Source organism: Candidatus Pantoea floridensis (assembly GCF_900215435.1).
In the GTDB taxonomy this organism is placed as follows: domain Bacteria; phylum Pseudomonadota; class Gammaproteobacteria; order Enterobacterales; family Enterobacteriaceae; genus Pantoea; species Pantoea floridensis.
On record NZ_OCMY01000001.1, the window covers coordinates 3,442,072 to 3,463,742 of the forward strand.

16 protein-coding genes are annotated in these 21,671 nt (G+C 53.1%); 14 read left to right on the forward strand and 2 right to left on the reverse strand.

Annotated elements, in window-relative coordinates; genetic code table 11:
• Positions 1 to 24: 24 nt before the first annotated feature.
• Positions 25 to 639 carry a phosphatase PAP2 family protein gene (locus tag CRO19_RS16005; protein ID WP_097096703.1) on the reverse strand — a complete coding sequence of 205 codons (615 nt, stop codon included), beginning with the start codon at positions 637 to 639 and terminating at the stop codon, positions 25 to 27.
• Between the two features lie 229 nt (positions 640 to 868).
• Between CRO19_RS16005 and udk the strand changes: the two genes are divergently transcribed.
• The 3 genes from udk to asmA all read left to right on the forward strand — a co-directional run bounded on the left by udk (position 869) and on the right by asmA (position 4,105).
• Complete coding sequence (udk, locus tag CRO19_RS16010) at positions 869 to 1,507, forward strand: uridine kinase (RefSeq protein WP_007888949.1); 639 nt, start codon at positions 869 to 871, stop codon at positions 1,505 to 1,507.
• A 72-nt stretch (positions 1,508 to 1,579) separates the two neighbouring features.
• Positions 1,580 to 2,161, forward strand: coding sequence for a dCTP deaminase (gene dcd / locus CRO19_RS16015; protein WP_007888946.1), 582 nt, complete (start codon positions 1,580 to 1,582; stop codon positions 2,159 to 2,161).
• 144 nt (positions 2,162 to 2,305) lie between these two features.
• Positions 2,306 to 4,105, forward strand: a complete 1,800-nt coding sequence (gene asmA, locus CRO19_RS16025; RefSeq protein WP_097096705.1) for an outer membrane assembly protein AsmA — start codon at positions 2,306 to 2,308, stop codon at positions 4,103 to 4,105.
• Positions 4,106 to 4,178: 73 nt separating this feature from the next.
• Here the strand turns inward: asmA and CRO19_RS16030 are convergent, their stop codons facing one another.
• The gene (locus CRO19_RS16030) at positions 4,179 to 5,738 is read right to left on the reverse strand and encodes a TerC family protein (protein ID WP_097096706.1); all 1,560 of its coding nucleotides are present in this window, start codon (positions 5,736 to 5,738) and stop codon (positions 4,179 to 4,181) included.
• 791 nt (positions 5,739 to 6,529) lie between these two features.
• On the opposite strand from CRO19_RS16030, the gene wbaP reads away from it, so the two are divergent.
• The 11 genes from wbaP to CRO19_RS16090 all read left to right on the forward strand — a co-directional run bounded on the left by wbaP (position 6,530) and on the right by CRO19_RS16090 (position 21,593).
• On the forward strand, positions 6,530 to 7,963 hold the full coding sequence (gene wbaP / locus CRO19_RS16035; RefSeq protein ID WP_097096707.1) for an undecaprenyl-phosphate galactose phosphotransferase WbaP: 1,434 nt from the start codon (positions 6,530 to 6,532) through the stop codon (positions 7,961 to 7,963).
• Positions 7,964 to 8,266: 303 nt separating this feature from the next.
• Positions 8,267 to 9,397, forward strand: coding sequence for a polysaccharide export protein (locus tag CRO19_RS16040; RefSeq protein ID WP_097096708.1), 1,131 nt, complete (start codon positions 8,267 to 8,269; stop codon positions 9,395 to 9,397).
• 9 nt (positions 9,398 to 9,406) lie between these two features.
• On the forward strand, positions 9,407 to 9,841 hold the full coding sequence (locus tag CRO19_RS16045) for an arsenate reductase/protein-tyrosine-phosphatase family protein (RefSeq protein WP_097096709.1): 435 nt from the start codon (positions 9,407 to 9,409) through the stop codon (positions 9,839 to 9,841).
• A 12-nt stretch (positions 9,842 to 9,853) separates the two neighbouring features.
• Positions 9,854 to 12,031, forward strand: a complete 2,178-nt coding sequence (wzc, locus tag CRO19_RS16050) for a tyrosine-protein kinase Wzc (protein ID WP_097096710.1) — start codon at positions 9,854 to 9,856, stop codon at positions 12,029 to 12,031.
• A 308-nt stretch (positions 12,032 to 12,339) separates the two neighbouring features.
• Positions 12,340 to 13,257, forward strand: a complete 918-nt coding sequence (locus CRO19_RS16055) for a glycosyltransferase family 2 protein (RefSeq protein ID WP_097096711.1) — start codon at positions 12,340 to 12,342, stop codon at positions 13,255 to 13,257.
• Positions 13,258 to 13,329: 72 nt separating this feature from the next.
• Positions 13,330 to 14,082 (forward strand): glycosyltransferase family 2 protein, encoded by a 753-nt coding sequence (locus CRO19_RS16060; RefSeq protein ID WP_097096712.1) that lies wholly within the window; start codon positions 13,330 to 13,332, stop codon positions 14,080 to 14,082.
• 154 nt (positions 14,083 to 14,236) lie between these two features.
• The gene (locus tag CRO19_RS16070; protein WP_097096714.1) at positions 14,237 to 15,271 is read left to right on the forward strand and encodes a glycosyltransferase family 4 protein; all 1,035 of its coding nucleotides are present in this window, start codon (positions 14,237 to 14,239) and stop codon (positions 15,269 to 15,271) included.
• Positions 15,272 to 15,328: 57 nt separating this feature from the next.
• On the forward strand, positions 15,329 to 17,539 hold the full coding sequence (locus tag CRO19_RS16075) for a phage tailspike protein (protein WP_097096715.1): 2,211 nt from the start codon (positions 15,329 to 15,331) through the stop codon (positions 17,537 to 17,539).
• A 226-nt stretch (positions 17,540 to 17,765) separates the two neighbouring features.
• On the forward strand, positions 17,766 to 19,028 hold the full coding sequence (wcaK, locus tag CRO19_RS16080; protein WP_097096716.1) for a colanic acid biosynthesis pyruvyl transferase WcaK: 1,263 nt from the start codon (positions 17,766 to 17,768) through the stop codon (positions 19,026 to 19,028).
• A 4-nt stretch (positions 19,029 to 19,032) separates the two neighbouring features.
• Positions 19,033 to 20,256, forward strand: a complete 1,224-nt coding sequence (locus tag CRO19_RS16085; RefSeq protein WP_097097680.1) for a glycosyltransferase — start codon at positions 19,033 to 19,035, stop codon at positions 20,254 to 20,256.
• Positions 20,253 to 21,593 carry an MOP flippase family protein gene (locus CRO19_RS16090; protein ID WP_097096717.1) on the forward strand — a complete coding sequence of 447 codons (1,341 nt, stop codon included), beginning with the start codon at positions 20,253 to 20,255 and terminating at the stop codon, positions 21,591 to 21,593. Before CRO19_RS16085 ends, CRO19_RS16090 begins: the two co-directional genes overlap by 4 nt.
• The last annotated feature ends 78 nt before the right edge of the window (positions 21,594 to 21,671 follow it).

A 21,671-nucleotide genomic window follows, 5' to 3' on the forward strand; every position in this document is an offset into this window, starting at 1 on the left:
TCTTTGCGCACCAAGGGCCAACGATTAATGGCGAAAAAGATCGGCGCGGGTGTAAGGTTTTTCCAAACCTGCAAGGTTGGCCGAGAAACGTTCAAGAAACTGTTGTGTGGTTGCTACACGCCCATGACCGAGCAGTAACAGCGGCACCAATAATGCCACGCTGATCTGCGCCAGGCTGAAGCCTTTTAGCGCAGTGTGGCGCTGGCTCAGTAAGAAAGCCGTGCTGAGCATGAAGCCCAACATCAGTCCAGCCAGCACTTCGCTTTTAGAGTGGGCATGAATCACCAGGCGAGATAAACCGACCATCAGCGGGATCAGGTAGCCAATGCCAATAGTGACCACGCGCCAGCGCGGCGACCAGCGCCCGGAGACCAGCCACATCATGACCGGCCACAGCGTGGCAGACATGGCGCTGTGGCCGCTAAAACCGGTAAAGTTGAATCTGGCGCTACCAATGCCAAAGCCAAGGAACATAATTTTCGAGATGCTCACCAGCAGGCCGGCGAGACCAAAGGCTAACACCCAATACCAAACGGTTTGGCGGTTGTCGCTTTTCCAGGGTAAAACGAGTGCGATAATCACCGCGGTGGGGATCAGCAACATGCTGTCGCCAAAATAGGTCAGGGTTTTCCAGCTCATACTTTTCCTTGCGGCTCTTATTCGATAGCCAATACGGTTACAGTATTGGCAGATGAACAGTGTATCGATTAAGCGTCTGGCTGCAAAAGGGGATATTCTGAAAAGCCGCTGGCCCATTTCTCTGGCATCAAACCGGTGAAATACCTATAATTGCCGCCAACTAACCCTCTCATTCGGCCCGTTGCAGCTTCGGCTTAGGCAGGCTCCAGTTATCAGGTCTTAAAAAAGTATGACTGACAAGTCTCATCAGTGCGTGATCGTTGGCATCGCAGGTGCATCCGCATCCGGAAAAAGTCTTATCGCCAGCACGCTCTATCGTGAAATCCGTGACCAGGTCGGTGACGAGCATATCGGTGTGATCCCCGAAGATGCCTACTATAAAGATCAGAGCCACCTCACCATGGAAGAGAGGGTAAAAACCAATTACGACCATCCGAGTGCGATGGATCACGATTTGCTACTGCAGCATCTGCGTGCGATCAAGGCAGGACAGGATATTGAGTTGCCGGTTTACAGCTACGTTGAACACACCCGCACCAGCGATTGCATTCATCTCAAACCCAAGAAAGTGATCATCCTTGAGGGCATTCTGCTGTTAACCGATGCGCGCCTGCGTCAGGAGATGAATTTCTCCATCTTCGTCGATACGCCGCTGGATATTTGCCTGATGCGCCGCATGAAACGCGATGTGAATGAGCGCGGACGTTCGATGGATTCAGTGATGAGTCAGTATCAGAAGACGGTGCGCCCTATGTTCCTGCAATTTATTGAACCTTCTAAGCAGTACGCTGACATCATTGTGCCACGCGGCGGGAAAAACCGTATCGCGATTGATATCCTTAAGGCCAAGATTAATCAGTATCTTTAACGACACGGCGTCCGGATGAGCGTGACGCGCTGTCGTAGCCTTTCGCTACACTTAAATCAGGGAGTACCAGCGATGAGATTATGCGATCGCGATATTGAAGCCTGGCTGGACAACGGAAAGTTGGCGATTGAGCCGCGCCCGCCAGTGGAACGTATTAACGGCGCGACGGTAGATGTCCGTCTTGGCAATCAGTTCCGTACGTTTAGCGGCCACACGGCAGCTTTTATCGATTTGAGTGGTCCGAAGCACGAAGTCAGTGCCGCGCTGGACCGCGTCATGAGCGATGAGATTGTGCTGCCGGAAGGCGAAGCCTTTTTCCTGCATCCGGGCGAACTGGCGCTGGCGGTGACGCTGGAATCGGTGACCATTCCAGACGATTTGGTCGGCTGGCTGGATGGACGCTCTTCGCTGGCGCGTCTTGGTCTGATGGTGCACGTGACGGCACACCGCATCGACCCTGGCTGGCAAGGCCGTATCGTGCTGGAATTCTACAACTCGGGCAAACTGCCGCTGGCGCTGCGTCCGGGCATGTTAATTGGTGCTTTGAGCTTTGAGCCATTATCAGGCCCGGCGGCACGCCCGTATAACCGCCGCGAAGATGCGAAATATCGTGGTCAGCAGGGCGCGGATGCCAGCCGCATCGACAAAGACTGACTAAAAAAGGCTTGCCAAAATACGTCGAGGTGCAGCAAGGCGGCAAGCGAGTCAATCTCCGGGAGCTTACATCAGTAAGTGACTGGGATGAGCGAGCGCAGCCAAGGCTGCTGCAACTTGAAGTATCAAGGCAATGAGGATTTGATGAGAAGAGTGATAACAACACTGGCCATCCTGTTAGTGGTGGTCGTAGCGGGCATGACGGCACTGGTGTTACTGGTCAATCCCAACGACTTTCGTACCTATATGGTGCAGCAGGTTGAGCAGCGCAGTGGTTATCAGCTTCAGGTAAGCGGCGATCTGCGCTGGCATGTCTGGCCGCAGCTGAGCATCCTTGCCGGGCGCATGAGCTTAACGGCACCCGGCGCCACACAGCCAATGGTCACAGCCGATAATATGCGGCTGGATGTCAATCTTTGGCCGCTGTTATCACACCAGCTCAGCGTCAGCCAGGTGATGCTAAAAAATGCCATTATCCGTGTGACACCCGAAAGCGACGCGCAGAAGCCAAGCGGTGCGCCGGTGGGGCCGGGTGACGCGGAACCGGTCAGCAGCGTTAATAATGGCTGGTCATTCAATATCGGCAAACTGCGTCTGGCAGACAGCCTGCTGATTTGGCAACAGCAGGGTGGCGATGAGTACAACTTCCGCGACCTCAATCTCAATCTCGATCAGGATGCCAGCAAGCAGGCGAATATCGAACTCGCTACGCGTGTCTCGCGCAACCAGCGCAACTTCAGCGTAAATCTCAAAGGGCAAATGAATGTGGCGCAGTATCCACATCGTCTGGTTGGACAGTTTAGTGAGCTGAACTATGCGCTGGACGGTGCCAATCTACCGCCGCAGGGGATTAAAGGGACCTTGAGCGCTCAGGGCGAATGGAACGGTGATAACCAGCACTTCTCACTGCAAAACATGCAGCTTATCGCCAATGACAGTGCGCTAGACGGCAACGCTGAGGGGCGTTTGGCATTACCGCAGCAGCTCAATCTGGCGCTGCATGCCACCACGTTAAATCTCGATAATTTGATGGCCAGCGCGCCCGCGACTGACAGCAGCGCCACACAGCACGCCAGCGTTATGCGGACCCCGGTGATCGCCGAGCCGCGCATGCGCGATAACAGTGACTCGCCGCTTAATCAAATGGATCTGATGCTCAACCTCACTGCAGATAGCAGCGTGTGGCGCGGCTTAACGCTCACCAGTTTACAGATCGCCGCCAGCAATCAGCAGGGGTTAATGACGCTGAGTAAGCTGCAGGGGAAATTCGGTGAAGGCCATTTCTCTCTGCCGGGAACGGTCGACATTCGCAATCCGGTGACGCAAGTCACGCTGCAGCCAGAACTGGAGAACATCGCGATTGCGCCATTGCTCAGAGCGTTAGAGCTGCCGGAAACCTTACAGGGTACCATTTCTCTGCAGGGCGATCTCAGCGGAGCAGGCTTGAGCATTGAAGAGGGCAAACGCAACTGGCAGGGCAGTGCAGATCTGGAAGCGGCCAATCTACAACTGGCACAGCTGAATCTGCAGCAGATGGTGCGTCGTGCGGTGGCGCGCGTCAGTAATCGCGTAACTAACGATCAGCCTGACGATCAGGGCATTCAGCAGTTGAGCGGAAGAGTCAGCCTTAAGCAGGGCATTATCTCCATGCCGGACTTGCAAGGTGGCAACAGTCGCCTGGCGGTACAAACTAAAGGCAGTGTCGATCTGGTGAAACAGCAGCTGGATGTCACCGTCAATATGATGCTGCGCGGCTGGAAGGGTGACGATAAGCTCGCCAATTTGTTGAATCAGCAAACCATTCCGCTGCGCATGTATGGCGGATGGAATAATTTGCAGTATTCGTTACCGGTGGATGATGTGGTGCGTCAGCAGCTGCAGAACCAAGCTAAATCCCGCCTGAATGAATGGCTGGATCGCCAGCAACCGCCGAAGCAGCCGTAACAATATTCGTAGAGTTGCCATTGGTGGCGACCTGGTGCGCATTAATGCGCACCCTACCTAATATTCAACCTTGTTATATCGATGCCACCGGCACAATCTCTACCTTCTGCACGCGGTGGTTTTCCACCTGCAGCGTCCGCAGCAAATAATCGCCAATCTGTAACTCTTCCCCTTCCTGCGGCACATGCTGCAGGCTATCCATCAGTAATCCCGCCAGCGTGTGATAATTACGTTTCTCATCCAGCGGCAGGCGCACATAAACCGCTAAATCCTCCAGCGGCATATGCCCATTCGCCACCCAACCCCCATCTGGCAGCGGCTGTATATCGTAGCGCGCGTCCACTTTTTCCCCTTCAATGGGCAGATTACCCGCAATGGTTTCCATGAGATCGCTCAGCGTAACCACCCCTTCGACCGATCCAAACTCATCGACCACGAAGGCAAAATGAGTACGAGCATTGCGGAACTGCTCCAGCGCTTGCAGCAGCGTAACGCGCTCAGGGAAGATCAACGGTTGGCGAACCAACGCGCGTAAATCCAGTGATTTGCTATGCAGTGATTGATGAAGCAGATCAATGACGTGTACCACGCCAAGCGGGTCGCGTCCCTGCTCGGTAATAAGAATGCGCGTATGTTGATTACGATCGAGCTTGGCCATAATCTCCGCGGGATCTTCGCTGAGGTCGATGTGTTCAACGTCATGGCGCGAGGTCATGATGCTATTAATCTGCCGCTGGCCCAGTCCCAGCACGCGCGCAATCATGCGTCGCTCCTGACGATTAAACAGCGCGCCTTCTTCGCTGTCGCCCACTAATGAAGCGGTATCGGCATCCAGTTCTGCGCGCTGTGCCTCGCCACGCAGAATGCGCAACACCGCTTCCGATGTGCGTTGGCGCAGCGGGCGGCCTGCAGAGAGATAACGACGGCGATTGAAAATTGCCAGCTGGTTAAGGATCTCTATCAATATTGAGAAGCCGATAGCGGCGTAGAGATAGCCCTTTGGAATAATGAAACCCACACCTTCTGCCACCAGGCTGAAACCAATCATCAGCAGGAAACTCAGGCAGAGAATCACAATGGTGGGATGGCCATTGATGAAACGCGTTAACGGCTTGCTCGCCAGCAACATCAGCAATATCGCGACGGTGACGGCGGCCATCATCACCGGTAGCTCATTCACCATGCCAACGGCCGTGATCACCGAATCCAGAGAGAAAATGGCATCCAGCACCACTATTTGCGCCACCACCGGCCAGAATTTAGCACCGCTCTTATTTTGACCCGTTTCCTCATCACCGCCTTCAAGGCGGCTGTTCAGCTCGGTAGTGGCTTTATAAAGAAGAAAGAATCCTCCGGCGAGCAGCAGCAGATCGCGCGCGCTGAAGTCGTGTTGCCACAGCGTTAACAGCGGTTGAGTCAGCGTAACCAGCCAGGAAAGTGAGGCGAGGAGCGCTAAACGCGAGATCAGCGCAAGCAGCAGGCCAAATATGCGCGCCCGATCGCGCAGCGTCGGCGGCAACTTTTCTACGAGGATGGCAATGAAAACCAGGTTATCAATGCCCAATACCAACTCCAGAACGATTAGCGTTACTAATCCAGCCCAGAGCGATGGATCAACGATCCACTCCAACATGTGTTAATCACCTTAATGTCTAGGGGTTGAGCTTTATCTGATGATAGTGAATCGTCGAAGAGGGTACAAATACCTTCCAGCGCGTTGAATTCGCGCAATAGGTCAAGCATGCACAATATTCATGTTGGTTGTCCGCGAAAGATAAGACGAAAGTATGGATAAACAACGCAGCAAAGTGAAGGCCACTATTATTTCTTATCCGCAGCTAAGCACGTGCATTTTTAATGCAAAATAATGATGCGGGGAGTATCGAATTAATCTGAATTTTAGCGGGGAATGGCCTGAAAGCGCTGGCACCAATACTTATCGCTGGTAGTCTTTTTCCTAAAATAGTGCAGGGAAGACGGGGCCTACTTGTAAACAAGCCAGTAATAACTAGTATAGCAACGTGTTAGTAAATGTCTGCGCCAATGTTGTTAATAGCGTGCTCTTCAGCCTCCTAATGTTGTGAATTGTGATCGCACGCGGACCACGGCCAGTAATTAGCGCATAAATGCCGCATAAAACAGGCTGTAAATAGGATGATGAAAGCGGCATTGGCAGCGACAGCCAAGGGCGGTAGCGTGCCTGAAGCGCGTTTTTACTCGGTAATAAAGTCTGTCACTGTGGCAAGGGAAGTCAGACTAATCTGTTGGTATTAATCATAATTCTCTTGCTTACTAAAGTAAGAATTGGTTTGGCCTCAGAGAATTTGCCGCAGATTGCCTCAACGAATGCAGTGAATATATCGCTCATTTATTAAACAGCATTGAGGCGTTAGGGATTAGAGAAATAATATAAAAGAGTTAAATATGCGCGATAACGAAATTACATATAAAAGTCTTCTGACCAAAATTTTACTGGCGTGCTCGGATTTAATTTGTTTCAACGCGGCGTTGTTTATTGCTATGGCGCTGATTAATTCGTTCACCGACTCACCATTGGCAGATATATCTGAAAAATATCTGCAGTTAAAAATAGCCACGCACATTGCGCTGTCGGTTATTTGTGTAGGCTGGTTCTGGGTTCGCCTGCGTCATTATACCTACCGCAAGCCATTCTGGTTCGAGCTTAAAGAGATCTTTCGTACCATTCTTATATTTTCTGTCATTGATTTGTCAATTTCAGCACTTTCACAATGGCAAATGTCTCGCTTCGTCTGGGTCACTACCTGGATCCTGGCGCTGATTCTCCTGCCGCTGGCGCGTGCCATCTCCAAGCGCGTGCTGAATCATTACGGCATGTGGAAGAAGCAGACCATCATTATCGGCAGCAGCCGCAATGCACAGGAAGCCTGGCAGGCACTGCAGAGCGAAGAAGTGATGGGCTTTGATGTCATTGCCTTTTTCGACGTGGACAAAAGCTGCCCACAAGCCAGCATTTCGGGCGTGCCGGTGCTGCACAACGAGCAAGAGCTGTGGCAGCTGACCAACAGTGAAACCCAATTCATCGTCGCGGTGGAGTTTGAGCAGAGCCAACATCGCGATCACTGGCTGAAAACCTTAGCCATGCATAATTGCCGTTCCGTATCGGTGATCCCCACGCTGCGCGGCGTACCGCTTTACGGCACTGACATGGCCTATATCTTCAGCCATGAAGTGATGATTCTGCGTGTGAATAACAACCTGGCGAAGCGCACCTCGCGTTTCCTCAAGCGTACTTTCGATATCGTCGGCGCGCTGAGCATCATCCTGGCGTTGTCCCCGGCGTTACTGGTGCTTGGCTTTATGGTGGGTCGCGATGGTGGACCGCCTATCTATGGTCACGAACGTGTGGGGCTCAACGGCCGCAAATTCAAATGCCTGAAATTCCGCTCAATGGTGATCAACTCGAAAGAGGTGCTGGAAGAGGTACTGCGTACCGATCCGGTGGCGCGCGCCGAGTGGGATAAAGACTTCAAACTGAAGAACGATCCGCGCATTACCAAAGTCGGCCATTTCATCCGTAAAACCAGCCTGGATGAGCTGCCGCAGCTGTGGAACGTGGTACGTGGCGATATGAGCCTGGTTGGCCCTCGCCCGGTGATTGAAGATGAACTCTGCCGTTATGCCGGTGATGTCGATTATTACCTGATGGCGAAACCAGGCATGACGGGATTGTGGCAGGTTAGCGGTCGTAACGACGTTGACTATGAAACGCGCGTCTATTTCGACTCGTGGTATGTCAAGAACTGGTCGCTGTGGAACGATATTGCGATTCTGTTCAAGACGGTTGGCGTAGTACTCAAACGCGATGGCGCCTATTGATAGACAGCGGGGCAGGGGACGGATGTGGCGTCCTCGCCTATAAACTGCCGGCGCTGGGCGTGTCGTTATAAAAACAACTGCCGTCAATGCGCCTGATTAAACGGGTTATTTGCCGGCTGATGAATTACCCACTTTAATTGATGTCGTCTTATGGCACGGTGACAACATAAAACCAAGGGAGCGCATAATAATGACCCACAGTTTCAGTGTTTAACCCGTCACATTAATTTTTTGTAAGACGCTTACACAGCGGGCGATTTCGCCTCTATCAATCATTAACTGATAGCGAAGAATCAGATGATAATGAAAACTAAATTGATACCTTTACTGGTATCCGCGACTTTTCTCTCCGGATGTACCATTGAGCCGGGTTCTCACCTTTCCACCAGTGGAAAAGATGTCATTGAGCAACAGGATAGCAACTATGACATCGACAAATATGTAAACGTCTTCCCGCTCACGCCGCGTCTGGTTGAGCAGATGCGTCCGAAGCCGTTGGTCGCGCAGGCTAACCCGCTGCTGCAAAATGAAATCCAAAGCTATGAATATCGCATCGGTGTGGGCGACGTGCTTAACGTCACCGTTTGGGATCACCCCGAGCTGACCACCCCAGCCGGTCAGTACCGTAGCGCCAGCGACACCGGTAACTGGGTACAGGCCGATGGCAGCATCTTCTACCCGTATATCGGTAAAGTGCGCGTAGCCGGTCGTACCGTGACAGAGATCCGCACCGAGATGGCGCGCCGTCTGGCACAGTTCATCGAGAGCCCGCAGGTTGACGTTAACGTCGCCTCGTTCCGTTCGCAGAAAGCCTACATCACCGGTTCTGTGACGACGTCGGGACAACAGCCGATCACCAACGTACCGCTGACCGTACTGGATGCCGTGAACGCCGCAGGTGGCTTAGCCGCCGACGCTGACTGGCGCAACGTGGTGCTGACGCACAACGGTAAAGAACAACGTATTTCGCTGCAGGCGCTGATGCAAAACGGCGACCTGAGCCAGAACCACCTGCTTTATCCGGGCGATATCCTTTACGTACCTCGTAACGATGACCTGAAAGTCTTCGTGATGGGTGAAGTGAAGCAGCAGTCAACGCTGAAGATGGACCGCAGCGGCATGACGCTGGCTGAAGCACTGGGCAACTCGCAGGGTATGGATCAGACCACCTCTGATGCTACCGGCGTGTTCGTGATTCGTCCGATTCGCGGCGCCAATCGCACTAAGATTGCCAACATCTATCAGCTGAACACGAAAGATGCGGCATCCATGGTGATGGGTACCGAATTCCAACTGGAGCCGTACGACATCGTCTACGTCACCGCCACCCCAATTACCCGTTGGAACCGTGTGATTTCAGGTCTGCTGCCGACCATCGTCGGTGTGGACGACGCCAGCTCCGCGGCACTCCGTTTCCGCACCTGGGGTAACTAAGGTTTCGCCATGATTAAGTCCGTGTTAGTCGTCTGCGTCGGCAACATTTGCCGCTCCCCTACCGGGGAGCGTCTGTTCAAACGCGCACTTCCGAATATCCGGGTTGCTTCTGCAGGGCTGGGCGCTCTGAAAGGTTATCCGGCCGATCAGACCGCGCTTGATGTGGCCGCCGAACATGGCGTGTCGCTCGAGGGCCATCAGGCACAACAGTTAACGGCCAGCATGTGCCGTGACTTTGACCTGATTCTGGTGATGGAAAAGCGTCATGTTGAGCAGGTGAATCGCATCGATCCAGCCGCACGCGGAAAAACCATGCTGCTTGGGCACTGGCTCAACCAACAGGAAATTGCGGATCCGTACAAAAAAAGTCGCGAGGCCTTTGAAGAGGTCTACGGGTTACTGGAAAACGCTACCCAGAAATGGGTCAACGTATTAAGCCGATAGTTGGGATTATCCATGAATATCAAAAACAAGGTTATGACCGCGCCAAAGGAAGATTCGAATGGATGGGATCTGGCGCATCTTGTGGGACAGCTGATTGATCATCGCTGGATCATTGTTGCCGTTACCGCATTCTTTATGCTGGTGGCGACCCTCTACACACTGTTTGCCACGCCAATCTACAGCGCCGATGCCATGGTGCAGGTTGAGCAGAAGAACACCGCCTCGGTTCTGAACGAGCTGCAGGATGTATTGCCGACGACGCCAGCTTCCGATACCGAGATTCAGATTGTTGAATCCCGCATGGTAATTGGTAAAACGGTTGCCGACCTCGGTCTGGACACGGTGGTGCAGCAAAAGTACTTCCCGGTGATTGGTAAAGGTATGTCGCGCCTGATGGGCAACAAACCGGCGCAAATCGCTATCTCACGTCTGGAAATTCCGCATTCTATCGACAAACGCACCGTGCAGCTGGAAGTGACTGGCCCAGAAACCTACACCGTCACCAACAATGGCGACGAGCTGTTTAAAGGTCGGGTTGGACAACTGGAAAACCACGGCGACGTGACCATGTTGGTCAGTGGTATTCAGGCGGACGAAGGCACCAGCTTCAACGTAACGAAACTCAGCGAACTGCAGGCGATTAAAAACGTTCTGGGTGCACTGACCGTGGCGGATAAAGGCAAAACCACTGGCGTCCTTGGTCTGGAGTATCAGGATGAAGATCCAGAGCAGGCCAGCCGCGTACTGAACCAGATCGTTAACAACTATCTGCTGCAGAACGTTGAGCGCAAATCAGAGCAGGCAGAGAAGAGCCTTGAGTTCCTGCGCACTCAGCTGCCACAGGTGCGTAGCAACCTGGATGAGGCTGAAGATAAGCTGAATACGTTCCGTCGTCAGAATGAGTCAGTGGATATGTCGCTGGAAGCCAAATCGGCACTCGACTCTTCTGTGAGCGTGCAGAGCCAGCTGAACGAACTTACCTTCAAAGAAGCGGAAGTTTCCCAGCTGTTCACCAAAGATCACCCAACGTACCGCGCCCTGCTGGAAAAACGCAAAACGCTGGAAGATGAGCAGGCAAAACTGAATAAACGCATTTCAGGTATGCCACAAACTCAGCAAGAGATTCTGCGTCTGACGCGTGATGTGCAGTCAGGTCAGGAAATCTACATGCAGCTGCTGAATCGTCAGCAGGAGCTGGGCATCAGTAAAGCCAGCACCGTCGGTGATGTGCGTATTATCGATGGCGCCGAAACGGCCGGTAGCCCGGTGGCGCCGAAGAAGCCGCTGATCATCGCTGCTAGCTTGATTCTCGGCTTGATGCTCTCTGTAGGTCTGATTCTGCTGAAAGCGCTGTTCCACCACGGCATCGAAAATCCAGAGCAGCTGGAAGAGCTGGGCATGAACGTCTATGCCAGCGTACCGCTCTCTGAATGGCAACGTAAGAAAGATACCGAAGCGTTGGCGCGTCGCGGTCATAAAGAGAAAAGTGACCCGCACAATACGCTGCTGGCGTTGGGTAATCCCACCGATCTGTCAATTGAAGCGATTCGTAGCCTGCGTACCAGTCTGCACTTCGCCATGATGGAAGCGAAAAACAACATCCTGATGATCACCGGTGCAAGCCCTGGTATTGGTAAAACCTTTATCTGTGCCAACCTGGCAACGCTGGTATCAAAAGCGGGTCAGCGCGTGCTGTTCATTGATGGTGATATGCGCCGCGGCTATACCCACGAACTGCTGGGTGCGGATAACAAATCCGGTCTGTCAAACGTGTTGTCAGGCAAAAGCGAGTTCTCGCCTGCGATGATTCAGAAAGGCGTTTACGGCTTTGACTTCCTGCCGCGCGGTCAGGTACCGCCGAACCCGTCTGAGCTGTTGATGCACCGTCGTATGAGTGAGCTGCTGGATTGGGCGAGCAAAAACTATGACCTGGTATTGATTGATACGCCGCCGATTCTGGCCGTCACCGATGCCTCTATCATCGGTAAGCTGGCCGGCACTTCGCTGATGGTGGCGCGTTTCGAAACCAACACCAGCAAAGAACTGGATGTCAGCTACAAGCGCTTTGCGCAGAATGGCATCGAGATCAAAGGCGTCATCCTCAACGCCGTCGTACGTAAAGCGTCGAATGCCTATGGTTATGGCTACGACTACTACAACTACGAATACGGCAAAGAAACCAAAAGCTAAGCAGTAAACAAAAGGGGCGGTTTACCGCCCCTTTTTTATGGCAAAGACGCTTTACGCCAGGTGCGCAAAAATGCGCACTCTACGTCTTGTAGAGGCGCCATACAGGGCGACCGGTGCAATTTTTATCGGGTGCATTTTGTGCCCAAACACATACACACAGCACAGTCTTAGGTATTCCCGTGATGGTACGTAAAGTCCTAATGAGAAAAGATACTAACGGCATGATTTTTCAGAGCAAAGCCGATTCCTTTCTCGGGGCCGAACGCGATACCGTTGAATCTGGAACAGCTGTTTAAGAGGTGCTGGCAATGCAGGACATCCGCTTCTCAATTGTAATTCCCGCGTATAACGCGTCGAAATCGATTGTTACGACGCTTGATTGCGTCAAAGCGCAAACCTATCGCAATTTTGAAGTCATCATTGTGGATGACAAATCGGCTGATGCAGCCGAACTGGCGCAGGTAGTACGCGGCGAGCGTTATCAGGATCTGGATATCAAACTTGAGCTGTCTGAGGTGAAACTCAACGGCGCGGGTGCCCGTAATAAAGGCATCGAATTGGCAACGGGCGATTTTATCAGCTTCCTTGATGCCGATGATGAGTGGCATCCCGATAAACTGCGGGTAGTCAGTGAAACCATCGCCAGGCTCGACGCGCAGGGCAAGTCACGCTACGTCATCTTTAGTCAGGTGAACATCCATCAGGATGGCAGCTTCCTCAAGGTGATGCCGATGCAACCGCCCGGTAAAAACGAAACCGTGGCTGAGTATCTGTTCGGCTGTTATGGCTTTATCCAGACCAGCACCATTGTGTTGAAGCGTGAGGATGCAGCGAAAATCCAGTTTGATGCGCGTTATATCCGCCATCAGGATTACGATTTCTGTATTCGTGCCGACCGCATGGGTTATGACTTCGTGATGATCGACAAGCCGCTGGCAACGTACCATCTGGTGACCAAATTTGGTTCCAAGCACAAAGGCGAGTCGGTGAAATACTCGTTCTTCTGGCTCGATACCATGAAGCCGCATCTGACCACGCGCGATATCCATACTTATAAGGCATTCAAGCTACCGCTGCGCTACAAGATGGATGGCAAATCGCTACAGGCCAGCCTCAGTTTCGCGCGCTACTTCTTTCTGACCAATCGTGACAACCGCGCTTACTTCATGAATCGCCTGCTCGATAAGGTCAAGTCACGCTTCACGGGTAGAAGAGCCGTTTCCTGATTCACTTATTTGACTTTCACTTGCTCCCATAACGGGGGCAATTTTTTGGTTCCTGAAACTCCGGGTAGATAAATGACAAATCATGTTGGCACCATCGGTATTGTGATGCCGATGTATAACGCGCGGAATACCGTATTGCGCGCGGTTGAGTCGATCAGCAACCAGACCTACAGCGACTGGCATCTTTACCTGATCAACGACAAATCGACCGATGATTCACTTGCCCTGGTGCGTGAACACTGTCAGGACACGCGTATCACCATCCTGGATAACGAGATGAATCTTGGTGCCGCCGAGACCCGTAACGTTGGGCTGCGCGCGGCAAAAGAAGAGATCATCGCGTTTCTTGACAGCGATGATGAATGGCACGTGGAAAAGCTGGCGGAGCAGGCAGCGGCCATCGCCGCTGGCGACGATTTTGTGATTACGCACTATCACTACAAAACCAAAACCGCCGATCACGACATTACTTACAGCAAACCCTACCTGCAGCAGGAAAACTTCGTGAAGAAGCAGTATCGCGTGTGCTTCTCATCGGTGTGTTTCCGCCGTCCTCCTCAGGGCATCTTCTTCCAACGTAAAGGTCACGAAGATTTCCTGTTCCTCTATGAATTGTTCCAGCGCTACAAACAAGCCCGCGTGATCCAGAACATCCTGGTCAACTATTACGAGCTGGGTGATTCCCTGTCACGTAACAAGAATAAAGCGGCGAAGTGGCACCTCGAACTATTAAGAATTATCTATAAAAACAATCCGTTAAAAGTATATTACTATTACACGTGGTACATGGTGAATGGCGTCCTTTTCGCTCTTAAGCATCGTTAGACCCGGCATCCTTCGCGCTGCAACTGCGTTGGCTGCGCACGTCCACCCCAGCCACTTACTTCAGTAAGCTCCGGGGGATGGTCGCACTTGCCGCCTTGTTGCAGCATGAATGATTTGGGTCTCAATTAAACAGTCGTTGAGGTGGAAAGGATTAATGAAAAAGATCGTTTTGGTGATTAAAGATGCCTACTCATATGCGGGCACGGAAAACATCTGCAACTTTATGTCTGAGTGCCTCGGCGAGCAGCATGACGTCACCATTTACTCGCTGGAAGGCAGCGGCAAAACCTTTTATCCGTTTGAACGGGTGAAGAAGATTGTCAGCTTTGAAGGCCACAGCAACCCGATTAAAAGCGCCGTCGCTAGCATTCATCAGGAAGGCTTCGACAGCGTATTTCTGATCAGTATGGGCCGCCTGAGCGTGATGTTTGCGTTCTGGAACCTGATGGCGCTGAAGAAAAAGCGTTTTAAAGCCTATGCCTGCGAACATATCGCGATTAACTCCTTCAGCAAGCCAATCAAATTGCTGAAATGGCTGATGCTGCGCTATTACGACCAGGTGATCGTCTTAACCGACAAAGATCATCAGGTGTTTAATCGCTGGAACATCGCCAGCCAGCAAATCCCCAATCCTGTGGTTTATAAGGCGTTTCAGCGCCAGACGCGCAGCCGCCAGGCATTAGCGGTGGGGCGTCTTGATAACCAGAAAGGATTCGACCTGCTGCTGGATATCTGGGCGGATTTCAGCAAGAAACATCCAGAGTGGACGCTGGTGATTGCCGGTGACGGTGAACTGCGTCAGCAGCTGCACGACCAGGCTGCGGCGTTGGGGATCACCAACAGCGTCAACTTTGTTGGCAAAGTCAGCAATATCAACGATTACTATCGCGAAAGCGACATGGCGCTGATGACCTCGCGCTACGAAGGCTTGCCGCTGGTGCTGCTGGAAGCGAAATCCTGGTCGCTGCCGGTGGTGGCATACGATTGCCCAACCGGCCCGCAGGAGATCATCAATCATGGTGAAGATGGTTTCCTGGTGCCGATGAATGACAAAACCCAGTTCTTAAAGCGCATGGAACAGTTGGCCAGTGATGATGCCCTGTTCTACGCGATGAGTGAAAAAACCAAAGAAACCGCGCTCAAGTTTGACGGTAACCAGATCAAACAGAGCTGGCTCGCGCTTGTTTAGCGACAACTATCGTGCCTCGGGAATCCTTTTTGGCCGTATAACCACGGGAATTGAAGCATGAAAAGAAGAGAAGTCTTGCAGACCGCAGCCTCCTCCATTGTTGCCGCGCTCTCGGTGAGTGCGTTTTCCAGCTACGCCGCAAAAAGCGGCCAACCGGCCTTAAAAGCGGTCGATCCCTCTAGCGTACCGCCGGGCGATGTACCGATTTTAACGCCAGAAAACGTTTACACCATGCCGCCACAGTTCTGGCAGAACTTTGAAGGTAAACTGTGGATTGGCAAGGCGGGTAGCGATGCCAGTCAGTCCGGTAATCAAATCCCGGTTTTCCTGCGCGACGCCAACGGCAAAGTGTCACAAATCAGCCAGCCTATCGCGCTGAATAAGGGCAACTTTGCGCAATTTATTCATGATAACGCCGCGTTAATTGCCGATCCTGCTCACTCAATGGTGGTGGAAGATAATCAGGGCAATACGCTGTTTTCCATCAGCGATGTCTCTCGTCCCAATCAGAGCAACTTCAGCCAGCGTCTGGCGCAGCCGAACGGCTATCAGCTGATTGGTGAAATCCCGTCGGTCGAAGAGCTGCGCAAAACGCGTCCGCTGTTCGCCGGTGCCAAAATTAAGCTGAAAAGCTGGCACGAAGGGCTGGAAGTGGGCGGCGGCGAATTCGTTGGCACCTTCGGCGATGGCAAAGATGATGGCGGCGTGAACTTCAGCGGCAACGGGTTTACCTGGCGCCGCGTGGTAGAAGATTTTAACCGCCTGACGCTGTTTGATTTCGGTGCGATTGCCGATGGCAAAACCGATACGGCACCAGCAATTAAAGCCATGTACCAATGGTCGATTGATGCCAGCCAGCAAATCTGCGTGCAGTTCCCGGCGGGGACCTTCTTCGTCACCGAATGTGATTTTGGTGACGAAGGACGTCGCTTCTTCCGCATTTCCGGCGCCATGGTCAACTTCGGATACTTCCCGGCGACCACGCTGGTCTCGGATGGACGTTCTGAATTTTTGTTCCAGGTGAATGCGCGCTGGACCGAAATCTCCAACCTCAACTTCAACGGTAACAACGATAAGCGTCCCAACAAGCAGGGCTTGTTCCGCAATACCTGCCCGGGTGGCCAGTTCTTCCGCGGTGCCTGCCTGCGCTTCAATCAGGTCGGCGGTGTTTCGCTCAGCCTGCTGGATACGCTGGATTGCAAAATCGATCAGTGGTACGCCAACGCCTGTACGGGTGATGTGATTAAAGCCAGCTGGTCAGGACAAAAGGCGGGAGCCTGGGATCACAGCACCGCGATTGAGCTCTCTAACTTCAATGCTCAGCACTGTAAAGGCGGCATGGTGCTGAATCTGCCGCGCTGCAGCCAATCGATCATTCATAACGGCTGGATTGAACACAGTGATTTTCCTGGCGATATCTCGAACGGACAGTGGATTATTGATGCGCTGAGCATCGAGGATTGTAAGAACCCGCTCAATGCACGCAACTCGCGCCTGAATATGCGTCAGACCAATTTGCAGTCGGGCAGCTGGATTGATAACTCGCTTGAAGGCGATCGCTGGCTGAACATTTGGGAGATGGGCTCAACGCGCGTTGAATCTTACGGCGTGGCGATTGATGGCAGCCTGAAATACAACTACATCACTTCGCGATTCCGTCTGACCAACAACACCAATCAGGAAACCTGGTTTGAGTTGGGCAACTTCTATTCGCCGACGGTGGGCGATAGTTGGGAAATCGAAGTGTTTGGCCAGTCGCAGTTCAGCAACGGCACCACTAATCAGCCGTTGATGGAGGTTATCGACGGCAAAGGCACGGGTGGACGCGCGGTGATCCATCTGCAGCGCAAGAAGAGCAAAGCTGAAGCCAGCTGGTCAGCCGAAGGCAGCTCGCCTGTGGTTGAGGTGCGTATTGAGCCACGCACCGAGACCGATACCAAAGTGTTCGTCAAGCTGGCGGGCTGGACGCCGACCACCGCGGTGCTGATTAAAAGTACCGCCAAGGATCGCTTCCTGACCGGTCGCTGTGCGCGCGTGGATGCCGTGATGGACAAAGGCGCGCCGGGGAGCGGCACCCAGCAGGCTCCGCAGCGCTTTAGCCTGCACAATGGTAAAGCGGGCGTCGGTGGCAACGAGCAGGGCGATTTGCTGCTGGCATCGCGCGCGCTGAAGCCGGAACAGGTGGATACGCGTGAGCCGAAGGGATTTATTTCCGTCGTCATTAATGGTGAGCAGGTGGCTATGCCGTATTTCGCCATTAAATCGTAATCAGTGATGGATAAAACCGGTCGCCATTAATGGCGACCCTACCTTGACTCAGCATTTGATGATGGTTTTGTAGGGTGCGCATTGATGCGCACCGGATAGCAGTACCGCTGTTTAGCACTACTTTTTGGGTTTTGATCCCATTGCAGTCATTTAACACAGAGTTCACTTTGCCAGTTCGATAGTTGGCGGCTTGTAAAAATTACAAAAATTTTTCCGGAGTTTTTTTATGAAAATTTTATTGGTAGGAAACCATACCTGTGGAAATCGTGGGGATGGCGCGATTTTACGTGGGCTGATTGATTCACTCAACTCTGCGCGCGCGGATTTGCAGATCGATGTCATCAGCCGTTATCCGACAAGCTCTGGCTATTTATTGCAGCAGGATATTCAGCAGGATTCCCTGTTCCTGCATAACAGCAAATCTGGCAAGGGTTTAGTGGGCAGCCTGAAACGCAAAGTGGCGAACCGTCTGATGCCCGACATCATGATGGCGCATCTGGGAAAAGGCGGCCTGTACAAATCATTTTCGGTGCCACCGCATTTGGCGGCGTTCACTAAAAGTCTGGCGCAATATGACGCGATCATTCAGGTTGGCGGCTCGTTCTTCGTCGATCTGTATGGCGTCACGCAATTCGACCACGCGCTCTGTGCGTTGATGGCGAAAAAGCCGCTGCATATGGTAGGCCACTCGGTGGGGCCGTTTGAAAACCCACGCGTCAACGCGCTGGCCAACTTCGTGTTCGATCGCGTCGATAGCCTGGTGCTGCGCGAGGAGGTGAGCCACGATCGCCTGAAACAAGACGGCGTTACCACCAGCAAAGTGAAGAAGGGCGTCGATACCGCCTTCCTGGTGCAGGCTCGCGAAGTGGAGAATCCCAGCCACAATCTGCTGCACTGGCAGGCAATTATCAGCGCGCGCAAAACCATTGCCATCACCGTTCGTGAACTGGCGCCGTTCGATAAACGTCTTGGCGTGACGCAGAAAGAGTATGAAGCTGCCTTTGGGCGCGTCATCAATGCGATGATTGCTGAGGGTTATCAGGTGGTTGCATTTTCAACCTGCACCGGTATCGACAGCTACGCCAAAGATGACCGCATGGTGGCGCTGACGCTGCGCGATCATGTCGAGCATCCTGAGCATTACCATGTCATCATGGACGAATTCAACGACCTCGAACTCGGCATCCTGCTGAGCCATTGTCATCTGACAATTGGTACCCGCCTGCACTCTGCCATCATCTCCATGAACTTCGGTACGCCGGCCGTGGCTATCAATTATGAGCACAAGTCGCTTGGTGTGATGAAGCAGCTCGGCCTGCCGCAGATGGCCACCGATGTGCAGAGCTTAATGGATGGATCGCTCATCGATAAAGTGCAGACGGTGCTGGCCGACTACGACAATGTGAAACGCAAAGTTGATACCGCGGTGGCGCAGGAGCGTGAGATTGGCAACCGCATTACAGCAGAAATTCTCAACGTCCTGGGGTGAAGTGATGAAGCTGACCTTTTTCACCATGCGTTTTCCTGTTGCCTCTGAGACGTTTGTGCTCAATCAGGTGACGCATTTCATCGACGCAGGCTACGACGTGGAGATTATCTCCGTGTTTCCAGGCGATATGATCAATCGCCACGCCGCGTTCGATGACTACAATTTGGCAGCGAAAACCCACTATTTACTGCCGGAAGAGAAGGTATCCAACCTTGATAAGCTGACGCAGCGTATCGGTTTGATACTGCCGAAAATCACCAAGGGCGCGTTACTTAAGTCGCTAAACGTGCGCCGCTATGGCGCACAGGCCAGCAAATTACTGCTGCCGGCGATTGTCGCCAACACTAAGCAGCCTTACACCGCCGATGTTTTCCTGGTGCACTTTGGTTATGCCGGCGCGCTGGCTAATAAGCTGCGCGAACTCGGCGTGCTGAAAGGTAAACAGGCGACAGTGTTCCACGGCGCGGACATTTCACGTCGTCATATTCTTGAGGAGCATAAGCTCGACTACATCAACCTGTTCAAACAGAGCGAACTGATGCTGCCCATCAGCCACCTGTGGGAAAACAAGCTGATTGAGATGGGCTGCCCGCGGGAAAAAGTGCGCGTGACGCGTATGGGCATCGAGCCGGAGAAGTTTAACTTCCGACCGCGCGACGCGTTCCATCAACCGCTGCGTATCGTTTCGGTGGCGCGTCTGACCGAGAAAAAAGGGTTGGATGTGGCGGTGAAAGCCAGTGAAATTCTGCGCAATAACGGCGGCCAGTTCCAGTTCACCATCATCGGTAACGGCGAGCAGGATGGCATGATGCGCGAGCATATTGCGCGCGCCGGACTGCAGGAGTTCGTCACCATGCCGGGCTTTAAACCGCAGGATGAGATTCGTCAGGCGTTGAACGAAGCAGACATCTTCCTGCTGCCGTCCAAAACCGCGGCGGATGGCGATATGGAAGGGATCCCGGTGGCACTGATGGAAGCGATGGCGGTTGGCTTGCCGGTGGTGTCCACCTATCACAGCGGCATTCCCGAGCTGATTGAGAATGACGTGAGCGGCTGGCTGGTAGCGGAAAACGATCCGGACGAGCTGGCGGCGACGCTGCTGCGTTTGTCACGCGGCGATGTGGATGTGGCACCGGTGGTCGCGGCGGCGCGACAGAAAGTGGAAACTGAGTTCAATCAGCACATCGCTTACGGTGAGCTGGCGAAAATTCTGGAGCGCATGGTGTGAGCGGATTAAAAAAACAGGCCGTTTGGCTGTTTGGTAGTACCTGTTTTGCCGCATTGCTTCAGGTGTTACAGCTCGCCGTACTGGCGCGCAAACTGGAAACCCACGAGCTGGGGTTACTGGCGATCATCAATGCGATTCTGGCGGTAGCGACCGTGCTGCAGGATATGGGCATGAGCAGCTACATCGTGCACCGTCAGGATATCAATCGCCGTGAACAGAGCACTATTTACTGGGTGAACGTCTCGCTCAGTTTTTGTACTGGCCTGATTATGCTGGCGATTGCCTATCCGGTGGCGTGGTTCTATCACCTGCCGGAACTGGTGGGGCTGATTATGCTCACCAGCCTCAACTTCCTGGTGCTGGGACATTTGTCGCAGTATCAGGCGCACTATGTGAAAACCAAACGCATGGTAACGCTGGCGAAGATTGAGATGGCCACCAAGCTGTTTGCGTTCCTGTGCACCGTAGCGATGCTGTATTTCACCTCTCTGACGGTCGCCGCAGCGATTCTTGGTCTCTTTATCAATGCCTTTACGCGCATTCTTTGCATGATCTACTTCGGCGAGAAATCGTGGCGTCCCACCTGGGAATTCGACGGCAAAACCTTTGTTAGCGCCGTGCGTTACGGCATCTATCAGCTTGGTTCGCAGACCATTAACCAGCTGCGTACTCAGGCGGATGCGTTGATCGTCGGTAAAGTGATGGGTGCGGAGATGCTGGGGATTTACTCGCTGGCAAAAGAGCTGATTCTGCAGCCGCTGAAGTTGGTTTCGCCGGTGATTAACCGTCTGGCTCTGCCGCGCTTTGCGGAGAAGCAGCAGGATCCCGAGCAGCTGAAAAAGCTGTTCCTGAAAGGCACCTTCGTCATCATGCTGTTCAGCAGCGCGATGTATCTGGCGATTGGTATCCTTTCACCGGTGATTGTGCGCGTGCTGTACGGCGCTTCGCACGAGCAGGTTTACCATCTGATTCCGCTGATGCTGCTGTTTGGCATGCTGCGTCCGATGGGCGGCTTAACCGGCGCGATTTCGCAGGCGAACGGGCGCACCAACGTTGAGTTTTACTGGAACATTGTAGCGAGCCTGGTGGTGGTAGCCGTTCTTGCGACGACCTATATCTGGCCGAATGTGCTGTACGTGGCGCTGACGCTGTCGATTTCGCAGGTGCTGATCTCTGCCTTCGCGCATCCGTTCTTCATCAAGCCGGTGATTGGCATTCGCTTTTTGCCTTATGCGCGCCAGTGGGTATCGGTATCGGTGGTGTTCGTTGGCCTGATGATGCTGGTGAACCACTTCAATCTGTTTATTATGCCAGAGTGGTTTGAAGGCATGTTGTAGTCATTAACTTCAAACACGCGCGATGAATCGCGCCGCTACAGCTGACGCAACATTTTCACGGTCCGTAGCGGCGCCATT

Coding starts and splice junctions, on each gene's coding strand:
- dcd (WP_007888946.1), top strand. CDS start 1,580: ATGAGATTATGCGATCGCGATATTGAAGCCTGGCTGGACAACGGAAAG.
- CRO19_RS16085 (WP_097097680.1), top strand. CDS start 19,033: ATGAAGCTGACCTTTTTCACCATGCGTTTTCCTGTTGCCTCTGAGACG.
- CRO19_RS16045 (WP_097096709.1), top strand. CDS start 9,407: ATGATTAAGTCCGTGTTAGTCGTCTGCGTCGGCAACATTTGCCGCTCC.
- CRO19_RS16060 (WP_097096712.1), top strand. CDS start 13,330: ATGACAAATCATGTTGGCACCATCGGTATTGTGATGCCGATGTATAAC.
- CRO19_RS16055 (WP_097096711.1), top strand. CDS start 12,340: ATGCAGGACATCCGCTTCTCAATTGTAATTCCCGCGTATAACGCGTCG.
- udk (WP_007888949.1), top strand. CDS start 869: ATGACTGACAAGTCTCATCAGTGCGTGATCGTTGGCATCGCAGGTGCA.
- CRO19_RS16005 (WP_097096703.1), bottom strand. CDS start 639: ATGAGCTGGAAAACCCTGACCTATTTTGGCGACAGCATGTTGCTGATC.
- CRO19_RS16070 (WP_097096714.1), top strand. CDS start 14,237: ATGAAAAAGATCGTTTTGGTGATTAAAGATGCCTACTCATATGCGGGC.
- CRO19_RS16040 (WP_097096708.1), top strand. CDS start 8,267: ATGAAAACTAAATTGATACCTTTACTGGTATCCGCGACTTTTCTCTCC.
- asmA (WP_097096705.1), top strand. CDS start 2,306: ATGAGAAGAGTGATAACAACACTGGCCATCCTGTTAGTGGTGGTCGTA.
- CRO19_RS16075 (WP_097096715.1), top strand. CDS start 15,329: ATGAAAAGAAGAGAAGTCTTGCAGACCGCAGCCTCCTCCATTGTTGCC.
- wbaP (WP_097096707.1), top strand. CDS start 6,530: ATGCGCGATAACGAAATTACATATAAAAGTCTTCTGACCAAAATTTTA.
- wcaK (WP_097096716.1), top strand. CDS start 17,766: ATGAAAATTTTATTGGTAGGAAACCATACCTGTGGAAATCGTGGGGAT.
- wzc (WP_097096710.1), top strand. CDS start 9,854: ATGAATATCAAAAACAAGGTTATGACCGCGCCAAAGGAAGATTCGAAT.
- CRO19_RS16030 (WP_097096706.1), bottom strand. CDS start 5,738: ATGTTGGAGTGGATCGTTGATCCATCGCTCTGGGCTGGATTAGTAACG.